This window comes from Bradyrhizobium sp. CCBAU 25360 (genome assembly GCF_028128695.1).
GTDB lineage: Bacteria > Pseudomonadota > Alphaproteobacteria > Rhizobiales > Xanthobacteraceae > Bradyrhizobium > Bradyrhizobium ottawaense.
In genome coordinates this window covers 105452-123126 of sequence record NZ_LBJA01000045.1, presented here as the reverse complement: position 1 = coordinate 123126, position 17675 = coordinate 105452, and the positions used below count along the sequence as shown (strand labels likewise).

General features: G+C 63.5%; 20 protein-coding genes and 1 pseudogene. 10 read left to right on the top strand and 11 right to left on the bottom strand.

Going from position 1 to position 17675, the window contains the following annotated elements; genetic code table 11:
- The 4 genes from XH81_RS34665 to XH81_RS34650 are packed head-to-tail and all read left to right on the top strand — an operon-like array spanning position 1 to position 3619.
- On the top strand, positions 1 to 1779 hold the full coding sequence (locus tag XH81_RS34665) for a cbb3-type cytochrome c oxidase subunit I (protein ID WP_038946291.1): 1779 nt from the start codon (positions 1 to 3) through the stop codon (positions 1777 to 1779).
- A complete protein-coding gene (locus tag XH81_RS34660) occupies positions 1776 to 2480 on the top strand; it encodes a cytochrome c oxidase subunit 3 (RefSeq protein ID WP_097668067.1) in 705 nt (234 codons plus the stop codon). The genes XH81_RS34665 and XH81_RS34660 overlap by 4 nt, the downstream gene beginning before the upstream one ends.
- Before the next feature lie 14 nt (positions 2481 to 2494).
- Positions 2495 to 3217, top strand: a complete 723-nt coding sequence (locus XH81_RS34655; RefSeq protein ID WP_028145278.1) for a heme-copper oxidase subunit III family protein — start codon at positions 2495 to 2497, stop codon at positions 3215 to 3217.
- Between the two features lie 9 nt (positions 3218 to 3226).
- Positions 3227 to 3619, top strand: coding sequence for a cytochrome C oxidase subunit IV family protein (locus tag XH81_RS34650; protein WP_028145279.1), 393 nt, complete (start codon positions 3227 to 3229; stop codon positions 3617 to 3619).
- Positions 3620 to 3642: 23 nt separating this feature from the next.
- On the opposite strand, the gene XH81_RS34645 is transcribed toward XH81_RS34650, so the two are convergent.
- From XH81_RS34645 to XH81_RS34635, 3 genes are read right to left on the bottom strand one after another with little or no spacing between them, the layout of a single operon-like run.
- The gene (locus XH81_RS34645) at positions 3643 to 5400 is read right to left on the bottom strand and encodes an NAD+ synthase (protein ID WP_271596794.1); all 1758 of its coding nucleotides are present in this window, start codon (positions 5398 to 5400) and stop codon (positions 3643 to 3645) included.
- Positions 5401 to 5416: 16 nt separating this feature from the next.
- Positions 5417 to 5770 (bottom strand): diacylglycerol kinase, encoded by a 354-nt coding sequence (locus XH81_RS34640; protein WP_028145281.1) that lies wholly within the window; start codon positions 5768 to 5770, stop codon positions 5417 to 5419.
- Between the two features lie 4 nt (positions 5771 to 5774).
- Entirely contained in the window at positions 5775 to 7163 is a 1389-nt protein-coding gene (locus XH81_RS34635) for a class II 3-deoxy-7-phosphoheptulonate synthase (RefSeq protein ID WP_028145282.1), read from the bottom strand.
- Positions 7164 to 7343: 180 nt separating this feature from the next.
- Between XH81_RS34635 and XH81_RS34630 the strand changes: the two genes are divergently transcribed.
- Both XH81_RS34630 and XH81_RS34625 read left to right on the top strand, forming a co-directional pair.
- Positions 7344 to 8240 carry an alpha/beta hydrolase family protein gene (locus XH81_RS34630; RefSeq protein WP_028145283.1) on the top strand — a complete coding sequence of 299 codons (897 nt, stop codon included), beginning with the start codon at positions 7344 to 7346 and terminating at the stop codon, positions 8238 to 8240.
- Positions 8241 to 9491: 1251 nt separating this feature from the next.
- Complete coding sequence (locus XH81_RS34625; protein ID WP_131233226.1) at positions 9492 to 9695, top strand: hypothetical protein; 204 nt, start codon at positions 9492 to 9494, stop codon at positions 9693 to 9695.
- 159 nt (positions 9696 to 9854) lie between these two features.
- On the opposite strand, the gene XH81_RS34620 is transcribed toward XH81_RS34625, so the two are convergent.
- The 6 genes and pseudogenes from XH81_RS34620 to XH81_RS34595 all read right to left on the bottom strand — a co-directional run bounded on the left by XH81_RS34620 (position 9855) and on the right by XH81_RS34595 (position 13143).
- Entirely contained in the window at positions 9855 to 10118 is a 264-nt protein-coding gene (locus XH81_RS34620; protein ID WP_028145286.1) for a hypothetical protein, read from the bottom strand.
- Between the two features lie 202 nt (positions 10119 to 10320).
- Positions 10321 to 10902 (bottom strand): TIGR00645 family protein, encoded by a 582-nt coding sequence (locus XH81_RS34615; RefSeq protein ID WP_028145287.1) that lies wholly within the window; start codon positions 10900 to 10902, stop codon positions 10321 to 10323.
- Between the two features lie 33 nt (positions 10903 to 10935).
- Positions 10936 to 11571 carry a TerC family protein gene (locus XH81_RS34610; protein WP_028145288.1) on the bottom strand — a complete coding sequence of 212 codons (636 nt, stop codon included), beginning with the start codon at positions 11569 to 11571 and terminating at the stop codon, positions 10936 to 10938.
- Positions 11568 to 11927 carry a hypothetical protein gene (locus XH81_RS34605; RefSeq protein WP_028145289.1) on the bottom strand — a complete coding sequence of 120 codons (360 nt, stop codon included), beginning with the start codon at positions 11925 to 11927 and terminating at the stop codon, positions 11568 to 11570. Before XH81_RS34605 ends, XH81_RS34610 begins: the two co-directional genes overlap by 4 nt.
- Before the next feature lie 2 nt (positions 11928 to 11929).
- Positions 11930 to 12403 carry a TerB family tellurite resistance protein gene (locus tag XH81_RS34600; RefSeq protein WP_028145290.1) on the bottom strand — a complete coding sequence of 158 codons (474 nt, stop codon included), beginning with the start codon at positions 12401 to 12403 and terminating at the stop codon, positions 11930 to 11932.
- A 358-nt stretch (positions 12404 to 12761) separates the two neighbouring features.
- Positions 12762 to 13143: pseudogene (locus XH81_RS34595) on the bottom strand (nuclear transport factor 2 family protein).
- Between the two features lie 139 nt (positions 13144 to 13282).
- Here XH81_RS34595 and XH81_RS34590 point away from each other — a divergent pair.
- From XH81_RS34590 to XH81_RS34580, 3 genes are all read left to right on the top strand, one after another.
- Positions 13283 to 14110, top strand: a complete 828-nt coding sequence (locus XH81_RS34590; RefSeq protein WP_028145291.1) for a class II glutamine amidotransferase — start codon at positions 13283 to 13285, stop codon at positions 14108 to 14110.
- A gap of 17 nt (positions 14111 to 14127) precedes the next feature.
- Entirely contained in the window at positions 14128 to 15357 is a 1230-nt protein-coding gene (locus tag XH81_RS34585; protein WP_028145292.1) for a carboxylate-amine ligase, read from the top strand.
- A gap of 63 nt (positions 15358 to 15420) precedes the next feature.
- Positions 15421 to 15606, top strand: a complete 186-nt coding sequence (locus XH81_RS34580) for a hypothetical protein (protein ID WP_028145293.1) — start codon at positions 15421 to 15423, stop codon at positions 15604 to 15606.
- A gap of 13 nt (positions 15607 to 15619) precedes the next feature.
- Here XH81_RS34580 and XH81_RS34575 read toward each other — a convergent pair whose 3' ends face one another.
- Entirely contained in the window at positions 15620 to 15928 is a 309-nt protein-coding gene (locus XH81_RS34575; protein ID WP_240536297.1) for a hypothetical protein, read from the bottom strand.
- A 375-nt stretch (positions 15929 to 16303) separates the two neighbouring features.
- On the opposite strand from XH81_RS34575, the gene XH81_RS34570 reads away from it, so the two are divergent.
- The gene (locus tag XH81_RS34570) at positions 16304 to 17443 is read left to right on the top strand and encodes a hypothetical protein (protein WP_028145294.1); all 1140 of its coding nucleotides are present in this window, start codon (positions 16304 to 16306) and stop codon (positions 17441 to 17443) included.
- A 19-nt stretch (positions 17444 to 17462) separates the two neighbouring features.
- On the opposite strand, the gene XH81_RS34565 is transcribed toward XH81_RS34570, so the two are convergent.
- Positions 17463 to 17666, bottom strand: coding sequence for a hypothetical protein (locus XH81_RS34565; RefSeq protein ID WP_049824288.1), 204 nt, complete (start codon positions 17664 to 17666; stop codon positions 17463 to 17465).
- Between the last annotated feature and the right edge of the window lie 9 nt (positions 17667 to 17675).

The following is a 17675-nucleotide window of genomic DNA, read 5'->3' as shown; positions in this document are numbered from 1 at the left end:
ATGGTCGATATTCCATATGAAGGGATCGCTGGCGCGCCGCCTGCCGAAGTACCCGATGTCGAGCTCTATCATCCGAGGAGCTGGTGGACACGGTATGTCTTCTCGCAGGACGCCAAGGTGATCGCCATTCAGTACTCGCTGACGGCCTCGGCCATCGGGCTGGTGGCCCTGGTGCTGTCGTGGCTGATGCGACTGCAGCTGGGATTCCCCGGCACGTTCTCTTTCATCGATGCCAACCAGTACCTCCAGTTCATCACCATGCACGGCATGATCATGGTGATCTACCTGCTCACCGCGTTGTTCCTCGGCGGCTTCGGCAACTACCTGATCCCGCTGATGGTTGGCGCCCGGGACATGGTCTTCCCTTATGTGAACATGCTGAGCTACTGGGTCTATCTGCTCGCAGTGCTGGTGCTGGCCTCGACATTCTTCGTGCCTGGCGGCCCCACCGGCGCCGGCTGGACGCTGTACCCGCCGCAAGCAATCCTCTCCGGAACGCCCGGGCAGGATTGGGGCATCATTCTCATGATGTCGTCCCTGATCCTATTCATCATCGGCTTCACGATGGGCGGGCTGAATTATGTGGTCACGGTGCTCCAGGCGCGCACCCGCGGCATGACCTTGATGCGCCTGCCCCTGACGGTGTGGGGGATTTTCACGGCGACGGTCATGGCGCTCTTGGCATTCCCTGCGCTCTTCGTTGCCTCGGTCATGCTGCTGCTCGACCGTCTGCTGGGCACCAGCTTCTTCATGCCCTCGCTGGTCGAGATGGGCCAGCTGTCGAAATATGGTGGCGGCAGCCCGCTGCTCTTCCAGCACCTGTTCTGGTTCTTCGGCCATCCCGAGGTCTACATCGTCGCCCTCCCCGCCTTCGGCATCGTCTCCGATCTGATCAGCACCCATGCGCGCAAGAACATCTTCGGCTACCGCATGATGGTCTGGGCAATCGTGGCCATCGGCGCGCTCAGCTTCGTCGTATGGGCGCACCACATGTATGTGAGCGGCATGTTCCCGCAATTCGGGTACTTCTTCGCCACCACGACGCTCATCATCGCCATTCCCACCGCGATCAAGGTCTACAACTGGGTGCTGACCCTGTGGCGCGGCGACATTCATCTCCGGGTGCCGATGCTGTTCGCCCTCGGCTTCATCATCACCTTCGTGAACGGCGGGCTCACCGGCCTCTTCCTCGGCAACGTCGTCGTGGACGTGCCCCTCTCCGACACCATGTTCGTAGTCGCGCATTTCCACATGGTGATGGGCGTGGCGCCGATCATGGTCGTGCTGGGTGCGATTTATCACTGGTACCCCAAGGTCACGGGGCGAATGTACAATGACGCACTCGGCAAGTTTCACTTCTGGGTCACTTTCCTCGGCGCCTACCTGATCTTCTTCCCCATGCACTATCTTGGACTGCTCGGGGTTCCGCGCCGGTATTTCGAACTCGGAGATACGTCGTTCATCCCGTCCTCGGCCCATTCACTGAACGCCTTCATCTCCGTGGTGGCCTTGACCGTCGGCTTCAGCCAGATGGTGTTCCTGTTCAATCTTGCCTGGAGCCTGTTCAAAGGTGAGGCCTCAGGCGGCAATCCGTGGCGGGCGACGACGCTGGAATGGCAGACGCCGGAGACCCCTCCCGGGCATGGCAACTGGGGCAAGGAGCTGCCGGTCGTCTACCGCTGGGCCTATGACTACAGCGTACCCGGCGCCGAGGAGGACTTCATTCCGCAGAACCAGCCGCCGCGCGCGACGCACGTCGTTCAAGGAGCTGCTTCGTGAGTGCCGTCATCCTGTTCGTGGCTGTGATCGCGGTCGTCGCCGGATGGTGGCTGTCGCAGCAGCGGCTGACGGCCAGGCCCTGGCTGGAGGAAGGTCCGGCCGGTGACTTCCCCGGCGGCGACGCCATGACCTGGCCGGCAGCGAAGATCGGACTTGGCGTGTTTCTCGCCGTCGCGAGCGCATTGTTCGTCCTCTTCATCAGCGCCTACTCGATGCGCATGAACGTGGTGGACTGGCGGGCGCTGCCTGTGCCGCGGCTGCTGTGGTTCAACACGGGGGTCCTGGTCCTGAGCAGCATCGCGCTGCAATGGTCCTACGTGGCCGCGCGCCGAGACGACGCTGAAGGCGTCATGATCGGCCTGCTCGCGGGCGGCGCAGCTGCCGTGATCTTCCTCGGCGGACAGCTTCTGGCCTGGCAACAGCTCGGTGCGGCCGGATATTTCGTGGCGTCCAATCCGGCGAACTCCTTCTTCTACCTGTTGACCGCAGTGCACGGGCTGCATCTGACGGGCGGTCTGGTGGCTTTGGGCCGAACCTCGACCAAGATGTGGCGTGGCGCCAGGATCGCCGACATGCGCTTGAGCGTGGAGCTGTGCGCCATCTACTGGCACTTCCTGCTGCTGGTCTGGCTTGTGCTGCTCGGTCTTCTCACGGGCTGGACCGACGATTTCGTCGACGTCTGTCGCCGATTGCTGAGCTAGGGAGGCGTGACCAGATGGCCGAAACCGTGCTGACAAATCCGGGCCAATCGACTGCGGAGCTTGAAGGCTGGCGCGGCATCGCCGCCGACTGGGCGTCCGATCAGCGCGCCTTCAAGAACGTGTCCTGGGGCAAGGCCATGATGTGGATCTTCCTCCTCAGCGACACCTTCATCTTCAGCTGCTTCCTGCTCTCCTACATGACGGCGCGCATGTCGACGACCGTGCCCTGGCCGAATCCCAGCGAAGTCTTCGCCCTCAATATCGGCGGCAACCACATCCCCCTGATCCTGATCGCCATCATGACCTTCGTGCTGATCAGCAGCAGCGGAACGATGGCGATGGCGGTCAATTTCGGCTACCGCCGCGATCGCGTGAGAACCGCAATCCTGATGCTGGTCACAGCGGCATTTGGCGCAACATTCGTCGGAATGCAGGCGTTCGAATGGACCAAGCTGATCATGGAGGGCGTTCGCCCCTGGGGCAATCCATGGGGCGCGGCACAGTTTGGCTCCAGCTTTTTCATGATCACGGGTTTCCACGGCACTCACGTGACGATCGGCGTGATCTTCCTGATCGCGATCGCGCGAAAAGTCTGGCGGGGAGACTTCGATGTCGAGAGGCGCGGCTTTTTCACCAGCCGCAAGGGCTATTACGAGATCGTCGAGATCACGGGCCTGTACTGGCACTTCGTCGATCTCGTGTGGGTATTCATCTTTGCATTCTTCTATCTTTGGTGAGGTCGGCGCATGACAAACGCGACAATACATATGGAAGGACAGCTCCACGCTCCGGCGCATGGCGCAGTCGCAACAGGAGCCGTTCACGCCAAGGGTCAACAGCACCCGATCAAGCTCTACCTCGTGGTCTGGGGCTGGTTGTTTGTCCTCAGCACGTGCTCCTACCTCGTCGACTACTTTGGCCTGCACGGCTACCTGAGGTGGTCGCTGATCCTGCTGTTCATGATGTTGAAGGCCGGCCTGATCGTCGCCGTCTTCATGCACATGGCCTGGGAGCGACTGGCCTTGGCCTATGCAATCCTGCTGCCGCCGATCGCGGTATTGGTATTTGTGTCGATCATGGTGCTCGAATCCGAATACACGCACTTGCTTCGGGTGTTGTTCTTCGCAACCCCGTCGTAGCGCCGGCAGGCCCAGTCTCTAAGTCAGCCCTCGAACGCGTCGATCGACGCCTTGCTGCCGCGCGAGACCAGCGTCTCGTCCCCGGCGGGCAGCCCCTCGCCCTTGTCGCGAAAGCGGTTGGTGATGGGATAGCGGCGGTCGCGGCCGAAATTCCTCGGCGTCACCTTCACGCCGGGCGCGGCCTGGCGGCGCTTGTATTCGGCGACGTTGAGCAGATGGTCGATGCGGGCGACCGTTTCGCGATCGAAACCGGCCGCGATGATCTGATCCAGCGGCTGCTCGCGCTCGACAAGACGCTCCAGGATGGCATCGAGCACCTCATAGGGCGGCAGCGAATCCTGGTCGGTCTGGTTCTCGCGCAGCTCTGCGCTCGGCGGCCGTGTGATGATGTCGGGCGGGATCACCTCGCCCGCCGGCCCGAGCGCGCCATCGGGCTTCCAGCCGTTGCGGAGGCTTGCCAGCCGAAACACCTGCGTCTTGTAGATGTCCTTGATCGGGTTGAAGCCGCCGTTCATGTCGCCATAGAGCGTGGCGTAGCCGACCGACATTTCGGACTTGTTGCCTGTCGTCACCACCATCAACCCGGTCTTGTTGGAGATCGCCATCAGGAGCGTGCCGCGGCTGCGGGCCTGGAGGTTTTCCTCGGTGATATCGGGCGGCAGATTCTTGAAGAGGCCCGAGAGGATGGTCTCGAACCCGGTCACGGCCTCCGCGATCGGCAGCACCTCATAGCGGATGCCGAGATGGCCGGCGAGTTCGCCCGCATCGGCGATCGAGTGTGCTGCGGTGTGGCGATACGGCAGCATCACGCCATGCACCTGATCGGCACCGAGCGCATCGACCGCGATCGCCGCGCAGAGAGCCGAGTCGATGCCGCCGGAAATGCCGAGCAGTACGCCGGGAAAACCGTTCTTGGCGACATAGTCGCGCAGGCCCAGCACGCAGGCGGCGTAGTCGGCCTTGTCGCCCTCGGGTTGCTCGGCGATCGGTCCCGTGCAGCGCCAATCGTCGCCGTTGCGGATGAAGCGCAGCGTGACGATGCTCTCCTCGAAGGACGGCAATTGCGCCGCGAGCGAAAGATCGCCGTTGAGCGCGAAGGAGGCGCCGTCGAACACCAGTTCGTCCTGGCCGCACACCTGGTTGAGATAGACCAGCGGCAGCGCGCTTTCGGTCACGCGCGCCACCGCGACCGACAGGCGCACGTCGTTCTTGTCGCGGGCGTAAGGCGAGCCGTTCGGCACCAGGATGATCTCGGCGCCGGTCTCGGCCAGCGTCTCGACCACGTTCTCGTAATCCTCGGACTCTTCCAGCCAGATGTCCTCGCAGATGGGGACGCCGATGCGCACGCCGCGCACAGTCACGGGCCCCGCCGCCGGGCCGCGCGCAAACAGCCGCTTCTCGTCGAACACGCCGTAGTTTGGCAGATTGCATTTGAAGCGAAGTGCGGCGATGCGGCCGCCGTCGAGCAGCGCGCAGGCATTGTAGAGTTTGCCGTCTTCGACCCAGGGCGTGCCGACCAGCATGGCCGGCCCGCCATCGGCGGTCTCTCGGGCCAGTGCCTCGATCGCAGCGCGGCAGGCCGCCTGGAAAGCAGGCTTCTGCACGAGGTCCTCCGGCGGATAGCCGGCGATGAACAATTCCGGAAACAGCACGAGATCGGCGCCGTCGGCGATGGCTCGCGTGCGCGCATTGCGCGCCTTGGCGGCGTTGCCCTCGATGTCGCCCAGGGTCGGATTGAGCTGGGCGAGCGTGACCGCGAATGCTTTGAGACGTTCGGTCATGGCCGCCGCGCTCCGATCAGATAAATCCCAGTCGCTCGATGATGGCGATGATCCAGAACGCGCCGGCCATCAGCAGCGCGACGCCGACGGCGGCCGAGCCCATGTCCTTGACCCGCCCGATCTGCTTGTCGTGATCCATCGTCAGCCGGTCGGCAAGCTTTTCGATCGCGGTGTTGAGCAGCTCGACCGTCAGGACGAACGCAACCGAACAGACCAGCTCGACCGCGCGCATCGCGGTCGCGCCGATCAACCAGGCCAGCGGCAGCGAGGCGAGGAGCGCAAAAATCTCCTCGCGGACGGCCTGCTCCGATCGGAACGCAAAGGCCAGACCGTTACGGGAATTGATCGTGGCCTTCCAGATCCGCAGCAAGATCCTAGAGCCCCGCTGCGGCCGGCATCGGCGTGGCCTTGCCCGCGCGTTCCTGCTTGAGGAGCTCGGCGATCAGGAAAGCCATGTCGATGGATTGCTCGGCATTGAGGCGGGGATCGCAGACCGTGTGATAGCGATCGTTGAGGTCCTCGTCCGTGATCGCGCGGGCGCCGCCGATACACTCGGTGACGTCCTGCCCGGTCATCTCCAGATGCACACCGCCGGCATGGGTGCCTTCGGCGGCATGGATCGTGAAGAAAGACTTCACCTCAGACAGAACCCGGTCGAAGGGGCGCGTCTTGTAGCCCGAGGTCGAGGTGATGGTGTTGCCGTGCATGGGGTCGCACGACCAGACCACCACTTTGCCCTCGCGCTTCACGGTGCGGATCATGTTCGGCAGATGCTCGCCGACCTTGTCCGAGCCGAAGCGGCCGATCAGCGTCAACCGGCCCGGCTCGTTGTCGGGATTGAGCACGTCGATCAGCTTCAAAAGCTCGTCGGGCTTGAGCGACGGGCCGCATTTCAGCCCGATCGGGTTCTTGATGCCGCGGAAATATTCGATATGGCCGTGATCGAGCTGGCGGGTGCGGTCGCCGATCCAGATCATGTGGCCGGAGGTCGCGTACCAGTCCCCGGTGGTGGAATCGACGCGGGTCATCGCCTGCTCGTAGCCGAGCAGCAGCGCCTCGTGGCTGGTGTAGAAATCGGTGGCGCGCAACTCGGGATGGGCTTCGAGATCGAGGCCGCAGGCGCGCATGAAGTTGAGCGCATCCGAGATGCGGTCGGCCAGCTCCTTGTAGCGGCGGGACTGCGGCGAATCCTTGAGGAAGCCGAGCATCCACTGATGCACGCTGCCGAGATTGGCGTAGCCGCCGGTGGCGAAGGCGCGGAGCAGGTTCAGCGTCGCCGCCGACTGGCGATAGGCCATCAGCTGACGCTGCGGATCCGGCACGCGCGCTTCCTTGGTGAAAGCGATGTCGTTGACGATGTCGCCGCGGTAGCTCGGCAGCTCGACGCCATTGATCTTCTCGGTCGGCGAGGAGCGCGGCTTTGCGAACTGGCCGGCAACGCGCCCGACCTTCACCACCGGCACCGCGCCGGCGTAGGTCAACACCACGGCCATCTGCAGCAGCACGCGGAAGAAATCGCGGATGTTGTTGGCGCCGTGCTCGGCAAAGCTCTCGGCGCAGTCGCCGCCCTGCAGCAGGAAGGCCTCGCCGGCCGCAACGCGCCCCAGCGCCTTCTTCAGGTTGCGCGCCTCGCCGGCGAACACCAGCGGCGGAAAGGTCGCAAGCTGCGCCTCGACGTCGGCCAGGGCCTTGGCGTCGGGATAGTCGGGCACCTGTAGCACCGGCTTGCTGCGCCAGGACTCGGGCGTCCACCGCTCGGACATCGCAATCTCTCCGTGAAGCAAAAAAGTGCAACCTGATCTGGGGGTTGCGAGGGCCGCCTTATACACAGGCTGGCACGACATCGCCAGTTGTAAATCCGTTTGGGATCGCAAACCCTTGCGGGGAAAGCCAAATTCGCATTTGCTGGGAGGGCGAGGCAACTGGCAGGATACCTTGCGCCCATGGACGCGGCACTGGACGACGTTTTCATCGACGAGATCAACTTCCCGGCGACCGACGGGTATGCCCTGACCGGCACCCTGTTCCTGCCGCGCGGCACCAAACGCCATGCCGTCCTGATCAACTCGGCAACCGCCGTTCCGCGCAAGATCTACCGGGGCTTTGCCTCCTATCTCGCGCATCGCGGCTGCGCGGTGCTGACCTACGACTATCGCGGCATCGGCGATTCCCGGCTGCCAGCGATGGTCGGCTACAACCAGCCGAAATCGCTGGTCGGCTTCAAGGCCTCGATGTCGGATTGGGCCGCGCTCGACGTCACCGCCGCGGTCAGCTGGATGCGGGAGCGGTACAACACCCTGCCGCTGGCCTATGTCGGCCATTCCTTCGGCGGTCAGGCGCTGGGGCTGATCGCCAACAACAGCGAAATTTCGCGCGCCGCCTTCGTGGCCTCGCAGGCCGCGACCTGGCGGCTGATGACCTCGCCGGAGAAATACCGCGTCTTCGCCTTCATGAACCTCATCGGCGTGCCGCTCGCCCACACGCTCGGCTACGCCCCGGGCTGGGCCGGCGTCGGCGAGGATCTGCCCAAGGGCGTCTTCCTGCAATGGGCCGATTGGGTCTCGAGCCCCCGCTATCTCTTCGATTCCAAGCTGCCGGCGCTGGAGAATTTTGCAAAGTTCAAGGGCGAGCTGCGGGCGCTGTGCTTCTCCGACGATCCCTGGGCGACCCGGCCGGCGGTCGAGCTGCTCGCGAGCGGGTTCACCGCGATCAAGCCGGAGGTGCTCAACGTCAAGCCGTCCGAGGTCGGCGCCAAGGCAATAGGCCATTTCGGCTTCTTCCGCCCCGAGCACCGCGACACGCTGTGGCGCGGCGTCGCGGAATGGATTCAGGGGGACTGAGACACAGCTTCGCGTCCTCGCGGCGCATCTCGTCCGGGCTTCCGGAATGCCTTCGCGGAGACAGTCTGGATTGCTTGTGCAAAGGCTTCTTGCAATGAGGGCGCGTGTGGCGATCTGCGTCTCTCTCGTGTCCCGGACGCGCTGCAGCGTCCTTACGCTGCTGCGCAGAGCCGGGACCCAGCAGGCCACGGCACTCGTTGATGCATGGGCCCCGGCTCTGCAGCGCATCGTCGAAGGGACGCTGCGCCGCGTCCGGGGCACGAGACCTTTGTTCAATGACACACATGATTGATCATCCTCGCGGCGCATTTCGCCCGAGCTTTGCTTGATCGCTTCACCCTCACTTGAAAGAGGGCGCAGGGAAGACCGGGCGCCGGCTGGCACCCGCGGTCCACTGTGCGAATTCTGCGTAACAAGAAGCTGCACAGCGGCATACAGGTGAAGCCGTACATCCGGCCTTCCCTGCGCAGTGGGTTTACGGCTTATGTCGTGCTCTCCCCGGGGAGCGTTGCACTATTGCCCCCGTCGCCTTGTAGATGACTGATGCGCGTGCCCGGTCGGGCCGCCACATCACCGCAAGACTTGGCGCACAGACCCCGGGCGCCAGGACGACACGATTTTGCCGTACGCCGATCACACCGGTCGTGTGCGCCAGGTGTTTCGCTCACGGTTGCCCGCCCTGCGGAATCCTTGGCGCCGATGTGACCCACGTCCACCGCCGCCCGGCCCGCGTTCGTGACGATCGCGATACGCCCCTCTTCGTTGGGCCGGGATGCCGCAACACATACGCGATATCCGAATTTCGGTAAAGTGGAATATTTTCGGTGATCAGAGTTGCCCCAGCGCTCGCGTGTTTCGCCCGTCGGCAGCACAAGGTGTTGTAGATATCGTGCCCGGCCGCGGCTCGGGCGTTGCCGTGGAAGCGCTGAAGGCGTGCGATTCCCGACGCACAGCCGCGCCTTCACCGACAAGGAAGCCGCCAAGCTGAAGGCTTCGGGACCGCCGGCGTGCGCCTTGAACCAGGGCGTGGACTCATAATGTTGGGTCGCTATCGTAAAGCGGAAGTCGACCACCTTGACCGTGATCTGCGGCTTGTAACCCCTTGCCGACCTTCTCTACCTGCTTTGCGGTGGTCCGTAGTTTGAGATAGGCTTCGGTCTCAGATGCAACCTTTGGACGAAATCGTTAGTGCGAATGGCACTGAGTAGACATACACTTAAGGGGCTGTTCCTCATATCCTGTCTGATAGGCATGGGGATGATCACCTTCCTTAGGGGGCGCGATCTCTTCCAGCAATTCGGCTTCTCTATCGGCCTCGGTGCGGTTCTGATCATTGCGGGGTCCTCTGTGATCTTCGTCGCTATTGCGATCCGGCAAACCTTAGCGGTTTCGGGAAAACGTCCGCAGGCGATCAATAGACAATCAGATGAGGCTGACTTGGACATGCCTCAATGAGCTTTCCTCGCATCGCTGTTTTCATCGCGACAATTTCTCGGCTGGGGCAGCGGCGCTTCCGCTCCTGACCCATCAGCGACCTCGGAAGCCATCCGCTCCTCGGCCGATGCCGGCGGTAAACCGGACGTCAGGCGGATAGCCGATCAATGAGCAGCGGCCCTACCGGATGATCGTCGTCAGCGACGAGTAACGCCTGTTCGGCTTGGCCTCGCCCGCCGAGAACTGGGCGAACGCGTCGCTGACGCGCGCCGCCGGCGTGGTGCCGTCTGCGAAGCGGAATTCCTTCGGCCGCGGCGCGTAGAAGCTGGCGCGGTAATAGGCGTCGTCGAAGCGCACCTCGCCGACCCCGAACAATGCGTCGCAGGCGAACAGGAGCGCGTAAACTCCCGCGAGCGCAGCGACGACCTCCTTGAGAACTGACATGCTGATGCCCCACCCTTTTGCGGGAAGGATGCACGCCGGTTCCAAAGCCCTGGTTTAAGACCGCGCGGTTCTTGTCGGCAGGGTTTGCCACGGCTGAGCGGATTGCAGACAATTTTATCGATCTCAAAAAAAGAGCCCGCCGATCGGACGATCAGGCGGGCTCAGGATTGGCCGCTCGGGAGGTTTCGGACGGCCAGGTTCATCAGCCGTGGCCGGCCTCCTTGCGATGGCCGCTCTCGCTGAGGCGGTCGACCCAGGCGATGCCGATCGCCGAGATGATGAAGGTCAGATGGATCAGCACCTGCCACATCACGCCGGTCTCGGTGAAATTGCTGCGCGTGGTGCCGAGATTGCCGGCCTCGATGAAGGTCCTGAGCAGCGAGATCGAGGAGATGCCGATGATCGCCATCGCGAGCTTGATCTTGAGCACGCTGGCATTGACATGGCTCAGCCATTCCGGCTCGTCGGGATGACCGGTCAGATTCAGGCGGGAAACGAAGGTCTCGTAGCCACCGACGATCACCATGATCAGAAGGTTCGAGATCATGACGACGTCGATCAGCCCGAGCACGACCAGCATGATCTGCTGCTCGCTGGCGTCGAACGAGTGCGCGACCAGATGCCAGAGTTCCTTCAGGAACAGCAGCACATAGACGGCCTGCGCGACGATCAGGCCGACATAGAGCGGCACCTGCAGCCAACGCGAGCCAAAGATGAGCTGCGCAAACAGGCCTAGGCGCGGCGGCTCGGCCTGCGCCGAAGGTGCTTGGGGTTCGGACGTCATGAATTACTCCGGATTGCGGAAAGAGTTGTCGCCTCAGAGACTCGCTATGACCGGCGCGAGCTCGAGCGAGCCCCGATAGATCATCTCGAAGGCGACGTAAATTATGATGGCGAGGCCGATATAGGCGACCCAGCGATGCTTCTGGAGCACCCGGCCAAGCAGATCGGCGGCGACGCCCATCATCGCGACCGACAGCAACAGCCCGAAGACGAGAATGTAGGGATGCTCGCGCGCGGCGCCCGCGACCGCGAGCACGTTGTCCAGCGACATCGAGACGTCGGCGGCGACGATCTGCACCGCGGCCTGACCGAAGGTCTTTCGCTGCACGGCCGCACCATCCGCGCCGCCGCCATGGCCGAACGCCAGCTGCCGCGCATGCGCCTGCTCGCGCAGCTCGCGCCACATCTTCCAGCAAACCCAGAGCAGCAGCACGCCGCCGGCAAGCAACAGGCCGATGACCTGCAGCAACTGGGTCGCGACGCCGGCGAAGACGATGCGCAATGCCGTGGCGGCGGCGATACCGACGATGATGGCGCGACGGCGCTGCTCGGCCGGCAGTCCCGCTGCGGCGAGGCCGATGACGACGGCATTGTCGCCGGCGAGAACGAGGTCGATCAGGACGACTTGAAGGAGGGCCGTAAGCGCTTCGGGTGTGATGAATTCAGTCATGTTTGATCATTTTTTGGGGCGGACGGATCGAGCCAATGCGGCTTGCGGCGCTCGATCCAGTCGAAGACCTTCGAACGCGACGAGCGCAGCGCAGGCACGTCCTCGGCGAGCAGCGCGAGGCCGAGCGGCAGCATCCAGATGCCGAGCACCGGCAGGATGGAGAGCATACCGCCGACGACCAGCAGCGTGCCCGAGGGGATTCGCACCCAGCGGCTGGACGGCTTGAGCAGATAGGCGAAGGTGTCGCCCATGCGTGGCGGCAAACGGTGGACGAGCTTGTCCAGACGCGGGTCTCCGCCGGCCATCTGACCGGCGCCCTCGGTTTTCGCCGTGCGCTCGTCCGAAACTGTGCTCATGCTTACTCCTTCAAGGCAGCCTGCCGTTCGGCGCCCGCGGCACTCGGCACGACCGGTTTCGCGCGCGGCAGCACCAGTGTCAGCAAGCGCAACAATTTGATTGCCTGCACTTCATGGGGATGGACGTCCTCATCCGCCGCAGCCACGCGCTCCGACAGCTCCATCAGATGGGACGAGAGCGGCAGGTTCGAAACCGGCCGCAGCGTGTCGATCACGACATTGGCAAAATCCGGCTCCTCGAGCCGTTCGGCCAGTTCGTCGAACATCGCGTAGAGCCGTTCTTCCGAAATGTGCGGCGCCAGCTTGCGATCCCTGATGAAGCGGATCACCTCGTCGCGCTCGACCGCCGAAACGCGCCGGTCGGCAACCGCGACCAGCGCGCCCACGATTACCAACGCGGCCGCGGCCTGCTCGTTCAGGCGGGACGGTTCCGTGATCTCGATCTCGATGGGATTTGAGGATTTGGCGTCAGACATCGTTGCTCCCTTAACTTGCGAAATGACCGCACGGAGCTGCGATGGGGACGAATGGTCGGAGAGAACGTACAGAGGCCCGACGATCGGCCGATCCATCGCATTCGCGCGGGACAGGTCATCCGACATCACGAGGTTTGCCGACGTCGTCGGCGTCCTCGCCAGAGGGGCCCGGATTCTTGTTCGTGTCAGAGATAAAGGTGGGCCTGTCGGAATCAAGGCGGGACGGCTGCGACCAGCCGCCGCATCGGTTCCGTGGTGGGGCATCGTGTTCCGGACGCGCTGCGCACCGCTAAGTCGGCGCTGCGCTGCGTCCGAGGCAAGACGCCACCATTTCGTCGCGCACCTGCATCAACGCGTCTCACCCCACCGGCTCGACCAGATGCGCACGGGATGGCGCGGGATCGAAGCGGTCGCCGAAATATTGCGTCTCGCGCGTCACCAGTCCGTCGTGGAATTCCATGATGCTCACGACATGAGACGGCACCCCGTCATAGCTCAGCACGAATTCACTGACCCAGAGATCGCCGCCGCCAACGATCCGCCGAACCGTGAAGCGCTTCTGGTTCGGCTGCACGAACCTGCTCTCCTGAATGTTCCTGCGACCGCGGATGCGCTCGCCCGACTGCGGATAGTCGAGCACTGCGTCCTCGCGATAGATATCGTGCTCGACCTCGAAATCATTGGCGTCCGAGGCGTCGCAATGGTCGCTGAAGCGCGGCCAATACGGCTTGATCGTTCATCTCGGTCTCCAATTTCGAATTGCCGCATCGTAACACTGAAGCCGCCTCTGGTCGTGATCGCTGCTTGGCGCCGGGAACCACGAGGCCGGCACGTCGGTTAGTGCAGCTCACGACCCATCCGCCGCCTCACAGGAACCCCATGTGCCGCTGGATCGCATACCGAGGCGAGACCACCTCGTTTGAGCCCTATGTCACCGAGCCCGAACATTCGCTGGTCGCGCAAAGCATCCGCTCGCTGCAATCCACGGCGGGCTCGAATGGCGACGGCTTTGGTCTCGGCTGGTACGGCGAGCATCCGGAGCCCGGCCTTTATCGCGAGACCCGCCCTGCCTGGTCGGACGAAAACCTGCGCTACCTCTGCCGGCATCTGCGCTCGCATTTGTTCTTTGCCCATGTGCGCGCCGCCACCGGCACGGCGGTGACGCGGCAGAATTGCCATCCCTTTGCCTGCGGCCACTGGATGTTCATGCACAACGGATTCGTCGGGAGCTGGAATCGGCTGCGGCGGAAGGTCGAGGCGCTGATCCCCGATGCCTATTATCCGTCGCGGCTGGGCACGACCGACTCGGAAGCCGTGTTCCTGGCGATGATGGGCGCCGGCCTCGACGGCGATCCGCTTCGAGCGACGCGGCGCGTGCTGCAAGCCCTCGTCGGCCTCGTCAATGAAGGCCAGCTGCGCGAACGGCTGCGCTTCACCAGTGCGATCGCCAACGGCCGGGATCTCTATGCGTTTCGAGTTGCGGTCAACGACGCCGCAAATACGCTCTATTACCGCGAGGACGGCGGCCAGGTCATCGTCGTGTCCGAACCCTTCGACAAGGAATCGGACTGGACCGAAGTGCCGCCAAATCACGCGCTGATCGCGCGCGCGTCCGAAAACGTGAAGATTGTTCCGTTCGACGCGACAATTTGCAGTAGCGCTGACAGGGAACCCGCCCCTACCAGAAGGATTAGTGCCCGCAGGTGATCTTTGCCGGGTGGGATATGACATTTGCTTCAGACGTTTTGAAACTGCTTCGCCTCGATTCCTCGGGCGACAAGCAGAATCTCGTGATTCGCTCCGCTGGCGGCGGCGGCAAGGCGGCTGAATATTCCTTCGGGATCGAGGAGGAATACTTCCTGGCCGATCGTCGCACGTTCGACGTTGCGATCGAAACGCCCAACGAGCTCTTCGAGTCGGCGAACTGGTCGACCGGCGGCCAGGCCATGCGGGAGATGCTGCAATCCCAGCTCGAGGTCGCCACCAACGTCCACGTCGACGTCAACGACGCCCGCGAAGAGCTTCGCTTCCTGCGGCGCGAAGTCGCGAACGTCGCCGCGCAATATGGTTTCGTGATCATGGCCTGCGGCACGCACCCGACCGCGGTCTGGCGCATGTCGCAGCCGAGCCCGAAACCGCGCTATGAGGAGATGATCGAGGATCTGCGCAGCATCGGCCATCGCAACATGATGTGCGGCATGCATGTGCACGTCCAGTTGCCCGATCCCGAGAAGCGCATGGCGGTGATGCGGGCGATGCTGCCGCATCTGCCGCTGTTCATCGCGCTGTCCGCCTCCTCACCGTTCTGGAATTCGCACAAGACCGGACTGAAGGGCTACCGGCTTGCCGCCTATTCCGAGCTGCCGCGCACCGGCCTGCCCGAACTGTTCGAGAGCAGGCAGGATTACGACGATTATGTCGGCGCGTTGCAGCGCTCCGGCGTGATTCCCGACGAGAGCCACATCTGGTGGGCGATGCGCCCGTCAATGCGGCATCCGACCCTCGAGCTTCGGGCGCCCGACACCTGCACCTTCGTCGACGACGCCGTCGCCATCGCCTCGCTCTATCGCTGCCTGACGCGCCACCTCTATCTGCGACCGGATCTCTCCAAAGGGGTCACCGCGGTCGAACGCGCAATTGCCGTGGAGAACAAATGGCGCGCCCAGCGCTACGGCACCGATTGCATCTTCGGCTCCAGAGACGGACCGGTCACGATCTCCGAGATGCTCTCCCGAATCATCGACGACACCGCCGGGGACGCCGACGCCCTGGGCTGCGTCGCCGAGATCGAGCATTGCCGCACCATTGTGGACCGCGGCAGCTCGGCCGAATTCCAGCTTCGCGCCTATCGTGAAAGCGGCGACGACATCGCGGCCGTGTCACGATGGATCGCGACATCGACGACTTCAGGGACGAGCGCGCCCATCGGGCGCAGCGCTCCAGCGCCGTCATAGCACCCGCGCAAGCTTCGCGGACGAGAACGTCATTTCTGAATTTGCTACGCCGTGGGGGAATGCATGACTGACATCGCCTGGTGCGCCGGTTGCGGCCACAGCCTGGTCCCGATTCTGTCCGAGAACGGCCGCGCGCGGCCAAGCTGTTTGTGGTGCGAGGGCGTCGACGCACGGACCATGGAGATGGCAAAGTGGGCTGACAGCCCGGCCGGCAAGCCGGATCGGGCCGCGCCTCACGCTTTTGATTGAGCCGGCCTCTGCGTCAAACCCGCGCCACCACGCGCGGACGGAACACGGAATCCACGGTCGGGGAAAGAGCCGCGACCGGCTTTCGCGTCGGCCGGCGCCGCGGGATGAAGAAATTGTTCACGAGGATCGGCTCGTCATCGCCGAGCGCGATCCGCTCCTTCACGAGCAGGCTCATGACCGAGCGCATCTTGATGACTTCCTGCGCCACGAAGCTGCAATCCTCGTCGCGGTTGATCTGCTCATGCATGATCGCTTCCGCTTCGCGCATGCTCACGCGGAGCGCTCTGATGGTTCTGCGGATTTCGTTGATGCGGTTGTCCATGGCGGCCTCCATCTCGGTCGCAGCATAAGAACAAAACATGAACATTCTGTCAATCACCGCCCTGCCCGGTCGCGACGTTTTCGCTGAATCCCGAAGGCGCCATCGGACCGATCCGGCACCGCCGCCGCTGCACGCGCACTCGCGCCTGCCGACAAATTAGACAGCCCCCTCGCTACGCCGAAAGCGCGCGTCCCTGGTACGCGTCCGCCCCATCAGAACAAGCCGTCGATCTAACCCTCCGTGCAACCACCGGATTTTTCCCGAACGGGCACGCCGGCATCGCGGCGCCAGGCCGGCTTGCTCCTTCGCAAACCAACTGGCCCAAAATTCGCAATGACGGTGCAAGCGAAGCAACGGCGCAGAGCGGAGAACGTCATGAACGTGCATGCTGCGGGCGATCTCAAGACGACCGGCCTCACCCATCCGAATGGCGCGCCGCTCCGCCTCAACACCCAGGACTTCGTCGCAATCGATCGCGACCGGAATGCGAAGTTCGAGGCGACGTATCGTCCGCAAGCGCTCTACAATCGCGCCAATGAAGGCTTTCACGCCAACAACGAGACGTTCCTGCTGCACGAAGTCGCGACCAATCTGCCGATCTACCGTCCCGACACCGGTCCCACCGACTTCCATCTGCATCTGCCGCCCGGCGGCTTTCAGCTCGTGCTGGTCACCTCGGGCGCTTTCACCTTCGACTATGACGGGCGCTTCTACAATGTCGGCCCCGGCGCGGTGATGCTGCAAAGCGCGATCGTGCATCGCCAGTTGTTCTACACCTGGTCGGGCCTGACGACCGAAGAGAATTTGAAGACGCCGCAGACGGTGGTACCGGATCCGGTCTCGATGGGCTATTCGGGCAAATTCCTCGAAGCCTTCATCACCGATCCCACCACCTTTCCGAATCCCACCATCGTCGGTCCCGATCAGATCAACGAAGCCGAAACGCCGCGCGTGGCCTGGAGCCATCCGCTGCACGATCGCCCGGCCAATGCCGGCTTCTGGCTTCAGGATCCGCTGGCGCTGGATGCGCTGTTCAAGCCGCTTTGCGACGGCTCGATCAAGTCAGCGCTGCCGGTTTACGTGCGCGATATCGGTATCGAGGCGCCGAGCGGCCAGCTCGTCACCGGCCACATCATCGCAACCGACCCGCGCGGCGGGTCGCTTCTGCCGAAGAGTACATTGGCATCCGCGGACGCCGCCTCGTTCGCCAAGGGCGAGGTCGTGATCTATCGCGTCATTCGCGGCACGGCCGAATTCAGGAACAAGGCGGGCGAGACCTTCGAGCTCGCGGCCGGCGACGTCGTGACCGCAGGCAAGAGCTCGATCAGCCTCATTGCGGTCGGCGAGAACACGCAGGTGCTCCGGCTCGGCCTTCTCAGGGGTATCGACGACCTTCGCGGCTGGACGCCGACCCAGCGCGACGAGATCGACGGTCTCGCCGGCCAGATCATCACACGGAAGGACATGCGTCCCCTGCGGACCGAAGGCAAGCCGGTCGGATATCTGTACGACTGAGCGTAGAAGGTCCCGTTGGCTATTCCGGGACCCGGCGCCCCGGAAAGGTCAGACAGGCATTGATATCGACAGCCATCTTGTTGCGGTGCGCTTTGTTCAAAAGCGCGTCGCGCTCTGCACCGGGTTCAAGGCGCGCGGCCTGTTCGCGCAATCTCAGTGCATCGGCCGCCAGACGCTCGGCAAGTGAACCCGCCTGATGGATGCGGCTGCGATTCTCTGTCATGACAAATGT

Coding starts and splice junctions, on each gene's coding strand:
- XH81_RS34605 (WP_028145289.1), bottom strand. CDS start 11,927: ATGAGCACAGTTTCGGACGAGCGCACGGCGAAAACCGAGGGCGCCGGT.
- XH81_RS34625 (WP_131233226.1), top strand. CDS start 9,492: ATGGGGATGATCACCTTCCTTAGGGGGCGCGATCTCTTCCAGCAATTC.
- XH81_RS34610 (WP_028145288.1), bottom strand. CDS start 11,571: ATGACTGAATTCATCACACCCGAAGCGCTTACGGCCCTCCTTCAAGTC.
- XH81_RS34645 (WP_271596794.1), bottom strand. CDS start 5,400: ATGACCGAACGTCTCAAAGCATTCGCGGTCACGCTCGCCCAGCTCAAT.
- XH81_RS34565 (WP_049824288.1), bottom strand. CDS start 17,666: ATGACAGAGAATCGCAGCCGCATCCATCAGGCGGGTTCACTTGCCGAG.
- XH81_RS34575 (WP_240536297.1), bottom strand. CDS start 15,928: ATGGACAACCGCATCAACGAAATCCGCAGAACCATCAGAGCGCTCCGC.
- XH81_RS34615 (WP_028145287.1), bottom strand. CDS start 10,902: ATGACGTCCGAACCCCAAGCACCTTCGGCGCAGGCCGAGCCGCCGCGC.
- XH81_RS34665 (WP_038946291.1), top strand. CDS start 1: ATGGTCGATATTCCATATGAAGGGATCGCTGGCGCGCCGCCTGCCGAA.
- XH81_RS34635 (WP_028145282.1), bottom strand. CDS start 7,163: ATGTCCGAGCGGTGGACGCCCGAGTCCTGGCGCAGCAAGCCGGTGCTA.
- XH81_RS34585 (WP_028145292.1), top strand. CDS start 14,128: ATGACATTTGCTTCAGACGTTTTGAAACTGCTTCGCCTCGATTCCTCG.
- XH81_RS34570 (WP_028145294.1), top strand. CDS start 16,304: ATGAACGTGCATGCTGCGGGCGATCTCAAGACGACCGGCCTCACCCAT.
- XH81_RS34630 (WP_028145283.1), top strand. CDS start 7,344: ATGGACGCGGCACTGGACGACGTTTTCATCGACGAGATCAACTTCCCG.
- XH81_RS34650 (WP_028145279.1), top strand. CDS start 3,227: ATGACAAACGCGACAATACATATGGAAGGACAGCTCCACGCTCCGGCG.
- XH81_RS34600 (WP_028145290.1), bottom strand. CDS start 12,403: ATGTCTGACGCCAAATCCTCAAATCCCATCGAGATCGAGATCACGGAA.
- XH81_RS34580 (WP_028145293.1), top strand. CDS start 15,421: ATGACTGACATCGCCTGGTGCGCCGGTTGCGGCCACAGCCTGGTCCCG.
- XH81_RS34590 (WP_028145291.1), top strand. CDS start 13,283: ATGTGCCGCTGGATCGCATACCGAGGCGAGACCACCTCGTTTGAGCCC.
- XH81_RS34655 (WP_028145278.1), top strand. CDS start 2,495: ATGGCCGAAACCGTGCTGACAAATCCGGGCCAATCGACTGCGGAGCTT.
- XH81_RS34620 (WP_028145286.1), bottom strand. CDS start 10,118: ATGTCAGTTCTCAAGGAGGTCGTCGCTGCGCTCGCGGGAGTTTACGCG.